This window comes from Shewanella youngdeokensis, from assembly GCF_033180165.1.
GTDB classification, from domain to species: domain Bacteria; phylum Pseudomonadota; class Gammaproteobacteria; order Enterobacterales; family Shewanellaceae; genus Shewanella; species Shewanella youngdeokensis.
This window is the reverse complement of the sequence record NZ_CP136522.1, coordinates 2,653,036-2,671,725: the sequence shown is the minus strand read 5'-3', so window position 1 is coordinate 2,671,725 and position 18,690 is coordinate 2,653,036. Positions and strand designations below refer to the sequence as shown.

Sequence of the window (18,690 nt, the reverse complement as noted above, 5' to 3'; positions counted from 1 at the left end):
ATACTCCTTTAAGGCTGATGTAATCACGTGAATTTCGTCAGCCTATTCGACACTTAAATCAAGCTTACAAACCTTTAGTAAAGGTACGGGTAATTACGTCTTGCTGTTGTTCAGGAGTGAGTGAGTTAAAACGTACTGCATAGCCCGAAACACGAATCGTTAATTGTGGGTACTTATCAGGGTTAACCACTGCATCTTCAAGCATTTCACGGTTCATAACGTTAACGTTAAGGTGTTGTCCACCTTCGCGGTTATCGTTATGGGCAAAATAACCATCCATTAATGCTGCTAAGTTAGCTTTACGACCATCTTCATCTTTACCTAATGCGTTAGGCACAATAGAGAAAGTGTAAGAAATACCATCTTGAGCATGGGCAAACGGTAGTTTAGCCACTGATGTTAATGAGGCTATTGCGCCTTTTTCATCGCGGCCATGCATTGGGTTTGCACCCGGAGCAAACGGTGAACCCGCTGGGCGGCCGTCAGGTGTATTACCGGTTTTTTTACCATAAACGACATTAGAGGTAATGGTTAAAATTGATTGTGTTGGAATCGCATTACGGTACATAGTCATGCTACGGATTTTAGCCATAAAGCGTTCAACTAGTTCGGTGGCTAAATCGTCTACACGAGCATCGTTATTACCAAATTTTGGGTAGTCACCAGTAACATCAAAATCAATGGCAATCCCGTCTTCATCACGGATTGGTTTAACGGTACCGTACTTAATCGCAGACAGTGAGTCAGCTGCAATTGATAAACCGGCAATACCACATGCCATAGTGCGACGAACATCACGATCGTGCAGTGCCATTAACGCCGCTTCGTACGAGTACTTATCGTGCATAAAATGAATCGCATTCAAGGCGCTAACATATTGCGTTGCTAGCCAACCCATCATGGTATCTAAACGAGCCATAACGTCATCAAAATCTAATACATCATCGGTAATAGGGGCTGACTTAGGGCCAATTTGGGTTTTCAGTTTTTCATCAATGCCGCCGTTGATAGCATACAGCATTGTTTTAGCCAAGTTGGCACGAGCACCGAAGAACTGCATATGCTTACCTACAACCATAGGGCTTACACAACAAGCAATAGCGTAGTCATCCGACTCAAAGTCAGGGCGCATAAGATCATCGTTTTCGTACTGGATTGAACTAGTATCAATTGACACTTTAGCGGCATACTTTTTAAAGTTAAGCGGCAGTTTTTCAGACCATAATACGGTAATGTTTGGCTCTGGGCTTGGGCCCATATTGTATAAGGTGTGCAAGAAGCGGAAGCTTGATTTTGTTACAAGTGTACGGCCATCAAGACCCATACCTGCAATTGATTCTGTTGCCCAGATTGGGTCGCCTGAGAATAGCTCATCATATTCTGGGGTACGTAAAAAACGCACCATACGCAGTTTCATTACAAAATGGTCGACCATTTCTTGTGCGGCTTGCTCAGTTAGCACACCAGCGGCAATATCACGTTCGATGTAAATATCAAGGAAGCTTGAGGTACGCCCAAGCGACATTGCAGCACCGTTTTGGCTTTTAACGGCTGCAAGGTAACCAAAGTAAGTCCACTGAATCGCTTCTTTAGCGTTGGTTGCAGGCTTAGAAATATCACAACCGTAACTGGCTGCCATTTTCTTCATTTGGCCAAGAGCTTTATGCTGTTCTGCAATTTCTTCGCGAAGTTGCATTGTCTCAGACAAGTTTTTGCCAGTTTCAAAGTCAGCTTGAAGTGAGCTAAATTGAGCAAATTTGTCTTTTAATAAGTAATCAATACCGTAAAGTGCAATACGGCGGTAATCACCAATAATACGGCCACGCCCATATGCATCAGGTAAGCCGGTTAAAACACCTGATTTACGACAACGCATGATCTCAGGGGTATAGATATCGAAAACACCTTGGTTATGTGTTTTGCGCAATTCGGAATAAACATACTTGATGTTAGGGTCAAGTTCACGGCCATAGGCTGCACAAGAGCCTTCAACCATACGAATGCCGCCGTTTGGCAACATTGCACGTTTTAGTGGTGCATCTGTTTGTAACCCGACAATGGTTTCAAGTTCTTTGGTAATGTAGCCCGCTTCGTGAGATGTAATCGTTGACACTTTATCTGTGTCAAAATCAACAGGCGCATGGGTGCGGTTTTCTTGCTTTACACCAACCATCACTTTATCCCAAAGTTTAGTCGTTGCATCAGTCGCATCAGCTAAGAAAGACTCATCGCCTTCATAAGGTGAGTAGTTAGCTTGAATGAAATCACGCACATTGACTTCAGTTTTCCAATCGCCAGACGTGAAGCCTTTCCACGCGTTTGCAAACTGTTCAGTTTTTTCGGTCATCGTACTTATTACCTTCTGTTTGGGATAAAGGTTATTGGGTATATACACCAATAGTCTTGTCTTATGTCTGCCTCGTTAGTTTATACATTAACGAAACGATGGAAGTGGGTGCACTTCACTTTAATGCCAATATTTTTGCAGTGATTACAAATCAATTTAGGCTTAGGTAAATTGGTCTGACCAATTTACCTAATGAATATTAGCATAATGAGCTTTGCAGTGCACCTGTATAAATATGCAAAGGGTCGATAATTTTAAAACTTGCAGGCTAGGTAACGTTTTTTGACCACTTCAGCTTATGCGGTTTGGTCATTTTTATAAAAGTCTGTTGCCAGTGTGGATGTGCTATACGCACCGAGCCTTACTTAGCCGAGCTATTTGTAGGGTAAATTATAGATGAAAAATTTGAGCCTGTTTTATGGCGTGTATATCTATGGTGCCAACCTTGATGAACCGTTGAGTCAAGCAAACTAGCCATTGGTTTAGATGAGCGTACTAAGGTTAAAAGTTCAAACGGCTAAAGCTGTTGCGATAACTCTTATAGATTAACGGCTTAGCTATTGCTAACGCAGGTAAGTACTTACTATGTAACTGTGAGCAAAGAGGAATGGTTTTTGGTATGCATGCTGGCTAAGGTACTGTTTTTAAGTAAGTTGTTAATAGTTGTCGGCGTATAAATTTGATTCTTGTTATCTTTTGGCAATTATGTGAATTACATTCACAATTTAAAGGGCAACTGGCTAAAATTAAGACATAGTTCATTAAGTAGTAATGTTATGGTTGCATCGTGCTAGCAAGATGATGAGCGACTCATTTATTAGGCCTTAATTTTGCTGACAATAGTGGTAGTACCAACTTTTAACTTGTGTTTTTAAGACGTCGCTCCTTAACTTAAGGGGCTTTCAATCAATGTGATACATAGAGCTGGCCTGTATTGAGTTTGTTGCTTTTTTGCCGGAACTGAGTTTGGGAGAAGAAATGATGTTAAACAGCGTGTTGATGTGGTTACCTTTTTTAGATGGAGTGCGAGATTTTGAATAATCAACAAACCTCAAATTTAGTCAATAAAACGACAACAAATAATAATGCTAAATTTGTGGAGGCAAATACTTTAACGCAACATGCGCAAAACTTTGGGGCTGATAAAGTCACAAAAGGGGCGTGGAAATCTTTTGGTTTAGCTATTTTTGCTGGGGCATTTATTGCCATGGCATTTGTATTTTATATTACCGTGACGACTGGTAGCCAAAATAGCTGGGGGATCACTCGCCTCATTGGCGGCATGGCATTTAGCTTAGGGTTAATCCTCGTGGTGGTATGTGGTGGAGAGCTGTTTACTAGCACGGTATTGAGTTGCGTTGCATGGGTAGAAAAAAAGGTTTCGACTCCAGAGGTTATCAAATGTTGGGGGCGAGTATACATTGGTAATATTTTGGGGGCGCTGTTGATGGTGCTGCTGATCATGGCAGCTGGTATGTATCAACTTGACAGTGGCCGTTGGGGGCTAAGCGCACTTAATATTGCGCAGCATAAGTTGCACCATAGCTGGACTCAGGCATTTGTGTTGGGCATGCTTTGTAACATGCTTGTGTGTCTTGGTGTGTGGATGACTTTTACCACTAAAGACATATTAACTAAGGCCTTATTACTGATTTTACCGGTGGCGATGTTTGTTAGCAGTGGTTTTGAACATAGCATTGCAAACCTATTTATGGTGCCGCTAGGGATCAGCATATATCAATTTGCAGACGCTAGCTGGTTTGCTGCGATGAACATCGATCCGGCTCAATATGCAGACTTAACCGTGGCGGGTTTTGTGCTTAATAATCTAATTCCTGTCACTCTTGGTAATATTGTCGGGGGTGGCGTTGTGATTGGTCTGGGTTACTGGTTTACTGAAAAAGTAGACAGCCAAACCTTACCCTCAAATAACGCCGGTGTAATTAAGACGAACCAGCAAATCAAAGTGAGAACTCAAGAGGCTAACCTGCAAAGTATTAAAGCATTACTCAAGCCGACGCCTGTTCAACTCTTTGCTGATACAGCACTATATCAAGCGTTAGCCAAGCTTACCCAGTATGGCGTAACTGGAGCGCCGGTGGTGAATGAGCAGCAACAGCTGATTGGTTATATATGTGGCCAAGATATACTTGAGTCATTAAATAAACAAACTGTTGGTGAGATAATGTTTACAGATGTACTGACGGCGAGCCCGGACGATAACTTGATCACATTAGTTGGCGGGCTAATGCATCTTAACCATTCGCAAATGGTTAACGAGTTAACGTTGAACTCTAAAATCGGCCTTAATGGCGTAGCAAAGCAGGATCTATTTCCTATAATTGATTCTGGTATTTTATGCGGTGTTGTCAGCCGAGCTGATATCGCACAGCAGCTCCGTTTGCAGTAAGTTGCACTTCAGCTTTATTAGTTGTCCGAGTTTGCGTACCAGAATGTAAGTGCTGAGTAGGGAAGGCGCCTCAATTCAATTTGGGTAAAACTACTTTGCAAAGCCGTTTGCCGATGGTGAACGGCTTTTTAGTTTGTAAAGCTGATAGGGTTTATCTGTTACCTTGTCTATCTAGTAAAACTTCGGTGTTTAACACTACTCGTTGGTAATCTATTACTATGGGCTAATAATCTAGATTACAGAGTCAGCTTATTGTGTATTTAGAGCATTTGTTTAGTACTTCTTACTATCTGCTTTTCCAGATCCTGTCTTGAACTACATCAAAATAGTGGTATTTGAATTGAATCGCTAAATTTGCACAACGCTTGATTCGGATAAAATGAGCAATAGTACAATATTGCTAGCGTTGAACGTTGGGATATAAAGAGAATAGTACTTAACAGGGAGTGGGAAGCATAAAGGTTGCATTGGTTATATTTTGTCATGACTTATTCGAGCTATTTTCATGCCCTTGTACTGGTGAAGTGGATTGTTTAACTAAGGATTGATGAGCGTGGGTACTTCGAGGTTGATTTTGTTTTATAAATCATAAAAAAGCCTAGAAAGTTCTAGGCTTTTTATTTTCACATTCATAAAAATTAAACGATTAGTTTAGAATTTTTGAGTGTAAGACGCTGTGTAAGTACGACCATATAGGTTATACAGTGCTTCATCGTATGTTAAGTAAGAATCTAGCACAGGATCTTCGTTAGTGATGTTACGAACACCTAGGCTAAACTTACCGTTCCAATTAGTCATGTAAGTATAGCTAAAGTCAAATGTGGTTTGAGACTCCAAGCTACCAACATTTTCATATGTGTCAGGATCTGTATCTTCAGCTTGACCGTCAATGTATTGAGTTAGCAGCGATGCAGTATGATCACCGTATGACCAATCGATTACCCAAGTGAAGCGGTATTCTGGTAAGCCATTACGGCCAACCATGTCATTGACTGGGCCATCAAAGTATTCTTCATCTTCAAACGACAGTACGTAAGTTAGATCGAAGCTTGAACCAAAGTCACCGAAAGAAGTTTCATATCCAGTGTACGTAAGGTTGAAATCGATACCTGTCGTATCAAAACCATTACCGTTAACTAATGGCGTTGTAGCTTCAATCAGAGCGCCATCGGCATTGTCACCTGCACGTACAATTTCACCAGCAGTGTTACCATAACCCACTTTTTGCTCTTCTCTCAATAAAGAGTCTAAAGAGATAAAGGTGATGACATCATCAATACTTAAGTTGTAGTACTCAACCTTGGTGCTGAAGTTATCAGTAATGTTCCAAATGGCACCTAAGTTATAGAAATCTGATGTTTCTGGTTGAAGGTTTTCATTTGAGGTTCTGGTGACATCATATTGCTCTTCTCTACAGTCACTGGTTGAAGTGCCGTTAATTTCACAGTAGTGATAATCAGTGGCATCATCAGCACTGAATGAATCAGGTGAGTATAAATCAGACAATGCAGGAGCGCGGAAACCTTGTCCCCATGACGCACGAAGTACAACATCATCATGTACTTGGTAACGTAGCGCTACTTTAGGTGTTGTTGCAGTACCAAAATCTGAATAGTCATCAAAGCGGAAAGCTAAGTTTAATTCTAAGTCATCAGTAACAGGGATGATTGACTCGGCAAATATTGCAAATACATCTCGGTCACCTTCAGCTCCACCGCCAGCAGAACCTATAACCTCATCATTAGTCGATTCTTTATCGTATTTTGATGAATATTTATACTGCGAAAATTCAGTACCAATATACCAACCGACTAACCCTGCTGGTAACTCAAGAGCTTCGAAGTTAATACCGGCATTAAGGCTTTGGAAGTCCATTGTATCTTGCGCCAGCGTATCATGTGAAATCGCTGCGATAACTTCGTCACTATTACCTTCTGGACCGAAGTTGAACTCTCCACTTTCAACTAATGCTTCAACGGTTGGGCGGTGAACATAACCTGTACCATAGTTGCTGTTTTCAGCTAAGTTATAGTGGTATGTTACATCCCAACCAAAGTCATCATGCTCGCCAACTAAACCGATTTGAATGTCGGTGCTGTAATCGATAGTAGTTGAATCACGAGTACCCACATCGGTAAAGCGATAATATGCACGACCCGCTTTTTCATTCAGCCCAGATGTAAAGCCACCATTTCCGTCAGGAGTTAGGATTTCTACTTGTCCAGCACCGACAGTGAAGTAACCTGCTGCAGGTGCGTAACGGCCAAATGTTTCGTTACGTGAGAACAGCCCTTGGCCTTCAAACATAATTTCGTCGGTTAATTCATAGTTTCCTGAAATATATCCAGCAGTATAATCGCGGCCAGCGTGATCGGCAGCTTCTGCGGTGTAATCATAACCACAAGCGTAGCCATCTTTATAGCTGTATATTTTTCCGCCTTCAGCCATGTCTTCATTGTCACAAGCTGCCATAGGGCTGAATGTACCAGTATCAAGATCACGGAAGTTTCTTGCGTAAGTGGAAAGACCTGTAGTGTCTAATAAATCAGATGCACCAAGGTTAGTTGAACTTGAGAACCAACGATCGGCTTGGTAAATGATTTCACGGCTCTGATGTTCAAAAGAGAACGTCATGCTGCCTTTATCGCTGCTTGTTCCGCCAACAATATGAGTCTTCCACTCTTCACCACCATCTTGTTCAGGTAAGCTACCTGATGCAGAGACTTCTAAGCCTTCATAATCTTTTTTCGTGATGATGTTGACTACACCAGCAACGGCATCAGAACCGTAAACCGCAGATGCACCATCCGATAGAACTTCAATGCGCTCAATAGCGGCTGTTGGAATGGTATTTAGGTTAACTGCTGTGCCGCCCATGGTTGGAGAACCTGGCATGCGCTTGCCGTTTAGCAATACTAATGTTCTATCTGCACCAGCACCACGCAGTGAAATATTGGCTTGGCTCTGCCATGAACTACCAGATGATTCTGCATCTGAACCGAAAGTGTTCAGGTTGCTGCTACGTAATACGTCAGCAATTGACATATCACCGCTTTTTTCCATATCTGCTGCTGTAATGGTTGTAACAGGAGAAGAACCTTCCATATCAGTTCGTTTAATACGTGAACCAGTAACCTGGATTCGCTCAACACTATCAGCGCTTTCATCATCTGCCGCGAACACAACTGGTGAGCTTAGTGCTGTTGCTGCTGCCCCAGTTACTAATGCAAAGCGTACCGCTTTGGCTAACCTTGAATTAACTTGCATAACATTACTCCCTTGAAGCATATATTTATTATTAGCGTTACCTATTTAAGGTTGTACTTCTGTGAATAAAAAGATAACGGACCGGAATAAAACCATAAAAAAATAACCACGGCAACATGAGTGTTACAATAATATTAACGCTGCAATTTAATTTATTGTTAAAAATAAGTTCGCGCTATGGTGTTGGTTGTGTTTTTTTTGTTTCGTTCGTCGTTGCTGCGTGCTTATTGCACTGTATTTAACTTTTATTTAACGGTGTTGCAAGTTGGTGTTGTGTTGTTGGTTTTTATTTGTTTTGCAGGTGTTTCTTGTTTGTTTATCAATTGGTTTTTTTGAGTTGAGGGGGTAAATTAAATAAAAGTTAAAAGTGTGATGTTTGTCGGGGTGATGTTTTGTTTGGGTTGGGAATGTTGGTGCTTGTAGTTTTAGTGTTACGCTGTTGCTTTGCGATATTTTTAGACTTATTTTATTGATTCAGTCGTTTTTAGTGCATAAATAGTTAAGTAAATTACATGTTGGTTGCTGGTGGTGTTGATAGAGCGATAGAGTCATAACATTGACTACTAAATTTTTAATGACGGCTCACGGTATTTTGTTGATAACTACAAACTCTAGGAGCTAAGTTCGGGTTGACTTATAAGCTCTGTATTAACATCCCTTAGGCTTATTTACTACACCGAATGACTTTTATGGTACGCGTGACGCGATGCTCTAAATCGGTATTTACCAGCAGAAAGTATAGAAGACAACGCTTAAAGGAATAATTGCCCCTGTGACAATAAAGCTGATATTAATTATAGTTATATGTCATTCAAGTAATGCTGTCTTGACGATGTGCCGAACACCAGTAACTTTAAACCTACAGTTTGAGCAAATTTGTTACACACTTGCTTTTTACGAGCGCTAGATATATTAAAAATTAGCACACGACTCTTTATGTTGACTTTATTAGCTGAAATACTGAATTAGAAAAGGCTTCAACTAAACGTTATGACAAGCTTAAGCTGCTATAGCTCGTGACTCTCCAAAAATTACTTCAGAATAACGGAAAGGCATATAATCGATAAATTCGCTAGTAAAGTTAATAAGCATCTAAATGGGATCGACTAGTCTAAATGAAGTAGGGCTATAGGTATAACCGCGCCAAAGGGATAATTTAATCTGCAACCCATAAATTTGAATATCATACAGGTCAAATATCTAGCGTCCGTAATGATGTTTGAATACATCTAAAATCATTCCAGACTTATTAATAATTACATTAGATAAATATTACCCCGACATAACTAGAAGCTAGAATTATGCTCTGCATACGACATCTATGACTAACCAATAATGCAATGAGCCATGTAGCTCAGGAGGCATTGCTTATGATACTTAAATTGTCAATTTGTTCTCATAATTAATACAGGTAAGTGATGTTTTTTATATTTTTAAATATCACTCTGGTATTTAGTTACGCATTATAAAGGTGGTGAAATTGTATTTACTTGTTACAAAAAAAACATCGCAGCAAGTGTTTGTATCAAATTGTATGGCCTTGCTCACACTTTTATGGTGGCTGAGAAGTTTATTGTTGCGTGTTTGTGTTGAGTGTGGTTTTTATGTTGGGGTGTGAATTGTATCTTTGCTCAATCGTTACAAAAGTTAATAAAGAGATAAGTTAAAATAATAATCAATAGTTGGGATGTTAAGATGATGTCGATAAGCAGTTTGACCAAATCAGTAAGAGTAGCGTTGCTTGCAACGACAAGTGCAGCATTGATAGCTAGCACCGGAGTTTACGCCGCAGATCAAGAAGAAAATGATATAGAACGAATCGCCGTAACAGGATCTAAAATTAAACGTATTGGTGAACTTTCAGCAACCCCAATAACTGTCATTTCGGGTGCAGATATGATGAACATGGGGATCACTAACGTAGCTGATCTGATGAACCAATTACCATCAGCTACAGTGGGCATTTCACCTGAGACTTCCAATAACACTATTTTTGCGAATGGTCTGAACCAAACTGACCTTCGTGGTTTAGGCAGTAATCGTACCTTAGTGTTAGTAAATGGGCGTCGTTTTGTTGCGGGGTCAAACGGCGATTCTGCAGTGGATTTAAATACCATACCAACTTCAATGGTCTCTCGAATTGAGGTTATAACTGGTGGCGCATCAGCTGTTTATGGTTCTGATGCTATAGCGGGTGTAGTGAATATTATTACCCGTAAAGACTTTGAGGGTGTGGAGTTTGACGCTTCTTACACACAACCGCAGCAAAGCGGTGGTGAAGAAAGTCAATTCTCAATTACTGCAGGTGGTAATTACTTAGATGATAAACTTAGCACTATATTCAACTTTACTTATGCTGAGCAAGAAGAGGTGCGCAGTACCGAGCGCGACTTCCTTAATAGCCCGGTAAACACGATTTACAACCCTGATGAGTCAGATGGTGCACCAGCTAAAATTGCATATTATGGTCGCAAGCCATTATCGTGGATTAATGAAGCGGGTGTGTTCGAAGATGGTAATGGTGATAGATATACTTTTGCTGACGATGGAAGTATGAAACGCTTTGATGACGGCGAAGGCTTAGTTGAAGGGCCTGGTAGCAATGCTAATTATTGTGGACCAAGCTGTGATGGTTATGATCCTGTTGATTACGGATTGGTTCGAACACCGCTAGAACGTATGGTATTTACCTTAAATACAGATTATGAAATAAATGACGAACATAAGATTTTCACTGAGTTTACTTATGTTGATTATCAGTCAAATGGTGAAAGTTCACCTGTATTTCATTCCTGGGGTAACTGGATTGAAGCTGATAACGCATTCCTTCCTGATGATACACGGCAGCTAATGGCTGACACTGGCATCGATTACTTTGATCTTGTTCGTATGGATACTGAATTTGGTAACCGAACTTACAATCAAGATCGTGAGACCATGCGCATCTTAATCGGTGTTGAAGGTATGATCAACGACGATTGGGATTACTCTTTCCATGCTCAACGTGGTCAGTTAGACGAAAACACTGTTTGGGAAGGTGAAATTTGGTATGACCGTTATGAACAAGCTAAAGACGCAGTATTTGCTGAAGATGGCAGCATCGTTTGTCGTGACGTAGACGCACAAGCTGCAGGCTGTGTTCCGTTAAATTTATTTGGTGAAAATCAAGCAAGCCAAGCTGCTATTGACTGGGTCGGCACGAGTGCAGGACAAACCGCAAAAACAATTCAAACAAGTGCAGGTTTAGTTGTTAATGGTGCACTATTTGATGTTCCGGCTGGTTTTGTTAGTGCCGCGTTTAGTGCTGATTACCGTAAAGAGGAATCAGAAACGAATCCAGATCAGGCACTTATTGATGGGACTATTTTTGGTAACACTGCAAGCCCTATGAAGGGTGAATTTGATGTTACTGAGTTTGCAGCTGAATTTAGTATTCCATTATTATCAGATATATTCCTTGCACATGATATGAGTGTTGATCTTGCATATCGCTGGATGGATTACAGCACTGCTGGATCTGATGATGCATGGAAAGTAGGCTTAAATTGGGCTCCAATCGAAGATCTTCGTCTCCGAGCGACTCGCTCTAAGTCAGTTAGAGCTCCAAACATCGGCGAGTTATTTTCTCCAGAAGGACAAACATTCGAATCTCTTACTGATGTGTGTGATGCGATTAATGTTGAGTTAGGTGCTGATTCTAACCGTAAAACTAATTGTCAAGCTGCAGGGCTATCGGCTGGTTGGAACCCAACGGAAAACTTTTACAGAGGCAACACACCAGGCTTTAATGCTGGTAATACTGAGCTAAAACCGGAAACATCAAACGATTACACTATTGGTGCTGTGTACACGCCTAACTATGTTGAAGGTTTATCGTTAACTGTCGATTACTGGTCATTTGAAATTGAAGATGCGATTAACTACATTGATGCCAATACAGCTATCAAATATTGTTACGATTCTGCATCATTAGACAACGTTTATTGCAGCCGATTTACTCGTGATGCAACCACGGGTGATATTATCTCTTTTGTTCAGAGCCCTGTGAACTCTGCAACGTTTGATGTTAAGGGGGTAGATATCGAGGCTCAGTATGATTATCCAACAGATAATTTTGGTGACTTTAACATACACCTTATTGCAACTTATTTAGAGAAGTGGGAAACCAATCCTACAGGCTTCGCTGAAGACTTACAGGTTGATGTTGGAGAGTATACTGATCCGCGCTGGAAAGCGATGTTCAGCCTTGCTTGGAAATATGATGCACTGAGTCTAGAAGCAAGATCTAACTATCGTCATTCAGCTGTTGGTGATAATGATTGGAAACCTGAAAACAACAACTATAATGATATTCCTTCATACACGGTTTGGGATTTTACGGGTTCATACACTTTCAGCGAATCACTTTCTCTGCGCTTCGGTGTGAAGAATGCGTTCGATATAGAGCCACCACGTAACCCTTATGTTTATGATGGTGCAGGTTATTACGACACTTCTGGTCGTTCGTTCTTCCTTGGCGCTAATTATGTACTCTAGTACTAACCTAGCTTAGTAAGATACGTTATTGAACAACGGTAAAAAGCCAGTAGTTAACACTACTGGCTTTTTTGTTTGAGCTTTATTACAACAAATATTTATTGTAGGTTTTCTGCGTCGCTGAACTCGCCTTGGAATAAGGCTGAAGACAAGTAACGCTCTGCTGCCGACGGTAATACTACTACAATCGTTTTATCTGCAAACTCTGGTAATGCAGCAATACGGTTAGCTGCAACCACGGCAGCGCCTGATGAAATACCTACCAAAATGCCTTCTTCTTGCATTAGGCGATGCGCCATAGCAATTGAGTCTTCGTTTGATACCGCTTCTACGCGGTCAACCATTTCAAGGTCTAAATTACCAGGAATAAACCCTGCACCAATACCTTGAATTTTGTGTGGCCCCGGTTGTACGGTTTGACCTGCTAAGGTTTGCGCTATAACTGGAGAGTCTACTGGCTCTACCGCAACACTGGTAATCGCTTTACCTTGCGTGTTCTTAATATAACGGCTAATACCAGTAATAGTGCCACCAGTACCCACACCTGCTACTACAACATCTACTGCGCCGTCGGTATCATTCCAAATTTCAGGGCCGGTTGTTTTTTCGTGGATCTCAGGGTTAGCAGGGTTATTAAACTGCTGCAATAACACATACTTTTCTGGAGCAGATTGGCGAATTTCTTCAGCTTTATCTATCGCACCTTTCATACCTTTAGCGCCGTCAGTAAGCACAAGGTTAGCCCCGAGAGCTTTTAGCAGTTTACGGCGCTCTAAACTCATGGTGTTAGGCATGGTTAGTGTGAGTTTATAGCCTCTAGCTGCAGCAACATAAGCAAGTGCAATACCCGTGTTGCCTGATGTTGGCTCAATAAGCTCTTTGTCTTGGGTTAAGGTGCCTTTCTTTTCAGCATCCCAAATCATATTGGCACCAATGCGGCACTTAATGCTAAAGCTAGGGTTGCGAGATTCGATTTTAGCAAGAACATTACCATTGCTAACACGGTTCAAACGGACAAGTGGGGTGTTACCAATTGTTTGTGAATTATCTTCAAAAATTTTGCTCATAGCTGGTTGCTCCTTTTTATGCATGCATAAATCATAATGGTCTTTCGTAGCAATAGAAGTGATAGTTTGTTCTGCGTTATGCTTTTTAGTTATTAAAGGGTGGGCTGTTATATGCAACGTAATATAATTGTTTTAAATTCAAGTGTTAACCTCAGGTTGCTGTGATGATACTATCTCTGTTGTCAGTTTATGTTTTTCAGGCGGTTGGCAGCGAATAATGCAGCAATTATAGCAGGGCAATGAGTAACGGCTTATGTATTTGATATCGCCAGTTATGTACTTTACATACCTCTCGCTAGTTCGTTAAAACAGGCCTTCGCGATACGAGTTGATGGACTGCTCGTGGCTGCTTTAGCTGCAATGCCGACACGATTTTAGTGATGGTATTCGCAACGGCAATTGCCATTGGTAAAAAACGCCACCGTGTTAAAAAGGCGTTAGAGTAGGGCTTATGCATTACTGCTGGTTTATTTGTATATACCACTTAACATTAAAGCCCCCCCAACATTGCTGTTAAACTGCCTTAGTTGCAAGATTAAAACCTTTACCGTCAGCGGTTCAGTTGAGCACTATTTTACCGGATTTAATATAGGCGAGTGATTGTCAAAGCTATCTATGTGCTTCTCAGCGTCAGCCTGCTGTAAGAGGAGGTTTAACATTTTTGGGCTTTAAGCCAAGGTGAATAAGTCTAAATGTTAAGAAAAGTTATTAATGCACTGCTTTTGTCATAAGAGCATTTTGCCCAACTGAATAAATAATACACTCAAATAATCACTGAAATAGTTTCTTTAAATTTGAATGTTCAAGGCTAAGTTGTCGCAATTGAACAAAATGCCGACTCCGCCATGGAGTTTGTGGTTAAGAATTGAGCTGTCGCTATAGGTAGTGCTAGCCACTTAGGTACACCAAGCTATTCGACTCAGCGTGAGATCAGGAGTTCATAGGTATGGTTGGCGGCTTTTCATCGACGTGCGGCCAGGTTTTTTGAGGCTACATTTTGTTGCTATGGTGGTTAAGCTGCAGTATTTATCACCGGTTCATTCGGTGTTACATAACCATAGTGGGCGAAAATCGACAGGTAAGAAAAAACAAAATCTTTGCGGCAGTGGTTATCGATTTGCACAAGGCTTTTATTGATATTAGCGATAAACAAACTCAATTCTTCAGCGACCACTGTACACGGCGAACGAATAACAAAGCGGGTATTATGCTCCGCTTTGTTTAATAACGTGCTTTAGCGAATTTAGTCATTAACAAGGCTTATGTAAGGCCTGTTAAGTTAACAAAAGGCGCTGGTTAAGGAGAATTAAGTTGCGAATTTTAGTGGTTGAAGATAGCAAAGTTGTCTCTAAAGTGATGCGGCATTTATTAACTCAAGAGCTCAACTGCGATGTAGACATAGCGCCTGATCTTGCACAGGCAAGGCAATTACTTGCAAGTAATGATTATTTTGTGGCAATCACTGACTTAAACCTACCAGATGCGCCAGAAGGAGAGGTGGTGAAACTGGTTTTAGCACAGCAGATCCCGTGTATTGTGCTAACCGGCAGTTGGAACCCACTAGAACGAAAACGGCTATTGCAACTTGGCATTGTTGACTACGTATTAAAAGAAAACCGTTTTAGTTATCAATATACTGCCAGACTGGTTAAGCGCCTACAGCGTAACCAATGCGTAAAAGTATTGGTGGCAGACGACTCAGTTGTAAGCCGTAAATACATTCGCAGCTTGCTCGAGCAACACCTTTTTCAAGTTATAGAGGCTGACGATGGCTTAGCTGCATTAGATACTTTACAAGATAACCCCGATATAAAGCTGCTGATCACTGATTATAATATGCCGCGAATGGACGGTTTTGGGCTGATCATTAATGTTCGTGAGCAGTTTAGCCGCGAAGAGATGGCGATAATTGGTTTATCGAGCGATAGCGATCAAAGCTTGTCGGCTCGATTCATTAAAAACGGGGCAAATGATTTTTTGCAAAAGCCGTTTGTACATGAAGAGTTTCATTGCCGGGTGCTAAATACACTTGATGCATTAGACATGATGACCAAGCTGTGGGAGCAGGCTAATCTTGATTATTTGACCAATGTATTTAATCGTCGTTATTTTTTTAATTTGTACGAACAAAAATTACCATCAAGGGTGGAGTCTCAAGGGGAGTTGTCGCTAGGCTTATTGGATATTGATTATTTTAAAAAAGTGAACGATACCTATGGTCATGATGTGGGAGATGAAGTTTTAGTTGAGTTTGCAGCGCGGTTAACACAATCGTTTGGGCAACGCTTTTGCGTGGCTAGGTTTGGTGGCGAGGAGTTTGTTGTGGCTTTTAAAGGCTTAAATATTGAAAAAACATTTACATTACTTGATTGCTTTAGGACTCAACTAGAAAGTACACCAATAATCACCAGTAACGGCAAGGTCACGATTACAGTCAGTACCGGATTGGCAACTTATCGCAGTAGTGAGACGATTGATAATATGTTGCGCCGTGCTGATCTTGCTTTGTACAACGCTAAAGCATCTGGTCGTAATACCGTGTGTATTGCGCAGACATGATCAGCAATAATTCTACAACAATTAAAAGGCTAAACATGACTGTTTAGCCTTTTAACATCACCATTGTCGACACAGAAGCTTATAAAATAAAGGCGTAGCTTACTTTCATAAAGTAAGTTTCCTCGGCTTTCATCAATGAGGCAATAGCGTCAGTTGACTTAAAACTGTCTGAATATCCTAGATAAAATACACTCTGAGGGTTGAGTTTATACCCGTAGAGGATTTCATTACCTAAGTCTTTCTGCTTTTGATTTGGCTGGCTATAAAGGTATAAGTTGGGGTCTCTTACAATATGGGTGTATACACTAGAGACACGAATAAAGTTATGGATATCAAGGTGCCAACTTAAACGTAAATCGCTCAAGTTAGCGGTAAATAATCTGCCATCTTCGACATCCATAGTGCGGTATAAGTGCGATACATCAAGCTTTATTGCGTCAGTGACATTCCATTGCAAACCGGGGTTTAGCACAAACTTAGTGCCGAGTTGATCATTAGTGAAATCGATGTCATCGCCATAATCAACGTCTAACTCTAAAAATAGCGTTCGGCTCGGTTTGAAGTTAACGTAAAACCAACCAGAATTTTCAGTAAACATTTGACTGTTACCTTCAATGTTTAGGCTCGCGCTATTTTGGCGCTGGCCTACACGTTGACGATTAACGAGCCCAAAGGCAGTGTAACTTTGCCATAGGCCTTCAAATTCAAGTTGGATTTCGGCTTCTTGTTCCAGCTTTTCGGCTGCTTGATTGTAACTGGTGTCCCAATTACTACTTAAATTTACCTTATTAACCCCGCTATTTATGGGGTACCAAGTGTAACTCCCACCGATAAGAAACTTATTAAAATCCACTTTTTCAATAAAGCCTAAATCAGCTCTAAAATCTTTACCTACTGATTGATAATAGGTTTGAAAGTCCCAATTACGGTTGGCATGGGTATACTTGGCAAAATACATACTGCCGCTTATAGCGTCAGTGCTATTAGTACGTAATACCCGCTCGTTAACACCACATTCGTTAAGATCGCAAGCATCATCTGGTAAACAGTCACTATTGCTACAAAGTGTTTGCGCTAGACCTAATGGGTATTGGGTATCTGAAAAGACATATTGCCCAGTAAAGGTATCTTGCTGATTCGGTTGGTACTTTACATCAAGGCTGGTGACATAATTATGGTAGTCATCACTGGTTTTAGCGGTAGCTAACGCGCCGATAGACAGCTTTTTGTTAAAATCATATCGATAACGGCCAGCAAAGTTTTGGCTTTTTTGCTCAACAGTGGCGAGATCAGAACTTAAGTTACCAGGGACTAAAAAGCGGGTGTTAATGTCATTGGCTAATAATGTCGCAAAAGTGTGGTTACCCACTTTACTTGTCAGTTTTAGACCATAGTCCGGCGAGCCAATATTACGGGTATGTAGTAAGTCTAATTGAGTATCAAAGTAGTCTTTATTGTCGAGAAAAAAAGCACGTTTTTCGGGATAATACAGAGCAAAAGTATTATTAATTTCAAGTTGTCCTGCGTCAGCTTCAACCTGTGAAAAATCTGGGTTAATTGTTGCACTCAGTAATGTGTTTGGGGTCACGCCCCAGCGTAAATCTAGGCTAGGTTCAATATTGTTGTCACCTTGCCACTGCCCATCAACGGTGTGTGGACGCTGGCTATTGCGATTGACCACGAATGAAGGGGTTATTTGCACGTCACTATGTTGTTCTAGATCTGATATTCCGGTCAACACACCTAATTGGCATAACTGGCAACTATCGTTTCTGTCTATTCTATGGGTAGATAATCGGTGTTCTTCATTTCTGGGGTAAAAACGCAGTAGCTCGACGCCCCATTTTTGTTCGGCAATATTGGCAAAATTGAGCACTCTAAAAGGGAGTTTAATTTCGACTTGGTAACCACTGTCTGTCCGCGTACCTGCGCTATACCAAATACCGTCCCAAGCATCACTTTCATCACCGGTGAGTTCATTTTCGATAGAGTCTAGTTGCACGCCGTAAGCGTTAACAAAAAATTGGTAAGCTAAGCGGGCATCATTAAAAGTGTCGAGCTTTATGCCGACTAAGTCATCGCCCCAAATGTTGTCTCGGTCACTGAGATTCGCGCGGATTTGGGTAGGGTTTGGATCTGTAGCAATAAAAGCGAGGTATAAACTCGAATCGCTGGCAAACAGCTTCACCTCGGTCGTTACCGGAGCTGCGGTGTTTTCACCAGGGCTTGTCTCTATTGTAAGTTGAGTTGAAATGGCTTGTTGCCATACGGGTTCACTAAGTTCGCCATCAACGGTTATATCGGCATTAATTGACGGAATATCAATATTAAATTGCTGCTCTTGCCCGGCATGAACGCAGAACGTTAGCGCGAATAAAATACTGGATATTGATTGAGCAAACAAAGTCGTTTTCTTCATTAATTATCATTATCTGAGATTGCTGCTGGAGTTGCTCAATTGTATGGGTAATGTGAATGGTTATGCAGGTGTTCTGTTGTAACTG

The 18,690-nt window shown here is 41.0% G+C and carries 7 protein-coding genes; 3 read left to right on the top strand and 4 right to left on the bottom strand.

From position 1 onward, the window contains the following. Positions 1-64: 64 nt before the first annotated feature. Positions 65-2,347 carry a formate C-acetyltransferase gene (gene pflB, locus RGE70_RS11340; protein ID WP_310471561.1) on the bottom strand — a complete coding sequence of 761 codons (2,283 nt, stop codon included), beginning with the start codon at positions 2,345-2,347 and terminating at the stop codon, positions 65-67. A 1,033-nt stretch (positions 2,348-3,380) separates the two neighbouring features. Here pflB and focA point away from each other — a divergent pair. Continuing rightward, a complete protein-coding gene (gene focA / locus RGE70_RS11335; protein ID WP_310471560.1) occupies positions 3,381-4,757 on the top strand; it encodes a formate transporter FocA in 1,377 nt (458 codons plus the stop codon). A gap of 651 nt (positions 4,758-5,408) precedes the next feature. Here focA and RGE70_RS11330 read toward each other — a convergent pair. Further along, positions 5,409-8,024 carry a TonB-dependent receptor gene (locus RGE70_RS11330; RefSeq protein WP_310471559.1) on the bottom strand — a complete coding sequence of 872 codons (2,616 nt, stop codon included), beginning with the start codon at positions 8,022-8,024 and terminating at the stop codon, positions 5,409-5,411. A gap of 1,695 nt (positions 8,025-9,719) precedes the next feature. Between RGE70_RS11330 and RGE70_RS11325 the strand changes: the two genes are divergently transcribed. Then, positions 9,720-12,560 (top strand): TonB-dependent receptor domain-containing protein, encoded by a 2,841-nt coding sequence (locus RGE70_RS11325; protein ID WP_310471558.1) that lies wholly within the window; start codon positions 9,720-9,722, stop codon positions 12,558-12,560. 98 nt (positions 12,561-12,658) lie between these two features. On the opposite strand, the gene cysK is transcribed toward RGE70_RS11325, so the two are convergent. Beyond that, positions 12,659-13,627, bottom strand: a complete 969-nt coding sequence (gene cysK / locus RGE70_RS11320; protein ID WP_310471557.1) for a cysteine synthase A — start codon at positions 13,625-13,627, stop codon at positions 12,659-12,661. A 1,311-nt stretch (positions 13,628-14,938) separates the two neighbouring features. Between cysK and RGE70_RS11315 the strand changes: the two genes are divergently transcribed. Continuing rightward, positions 14,939-16,186, top strand: coding sequence for a diguanylate cyclase (locus RGE70_RS11315; RefSeq protein ID WP_310471556.1), 1,248 nt, complete (start codon positions 14,939-14,941; stop codon positions 16,184-16,186). 79 nt (positions 16,187-16,265) lie between these two features. On the opposite strand, the gene RGE70_RS11310 is transcribed toward RGE70_RS11315, so the two are convergent. Further along, entirely contained in the window at positions 16,266-18,605 is a 2,340-nt protein-coding gene (locus RGE70_RS11310; protein ID WP_310471555.1) for a carbohydrate binding family 9 domain-containing protein, read from the bottom strand. Positions 18,606-18,690 lie beyond the last annotated feature (85 nt).

What these genes read in the sequence shown, in the direction of transcription:
- RGE70_RS11310 (WP_310471555.1), bottom strand. Translation starts at nt 18,605, where the DNA reads ATGAAGAAAACGACTTTGTTTGCTCAATCAATATCCAGTATTTTATTC.
- cysK (WP_310471557.1), bottom strand. Translation starts at nt 13,627, where the DNA reads ATGAGCAAAATTTTTGAAGATAATTCACAAACAATTGGTAACACCCCA.
- RGE70_RS11325 (WP_310471558.1), top strand. Translation starts at nt 9,720, where the DNA reads ATGATGTCGATAAGCAGTTTGACCAAATCAGTAAGAGTAGCGTTGCTT.
- RGE70_RS11330 (WP_310471559.1), bottom strand. Translation starts at nt 8,024, where the DNA reads ATGCAAGTTAATTCAAGGTTAGCCAAAGCGGTACGCTTTGCATTAGTA.
- pflB (WP_310471561.1), bottom strand. Translation starts at nt 2,347, where the DNA reads ATGACCGAAAAAACTGAACAGTTTGCAAACGCGTGGAAAGGCTTCACG.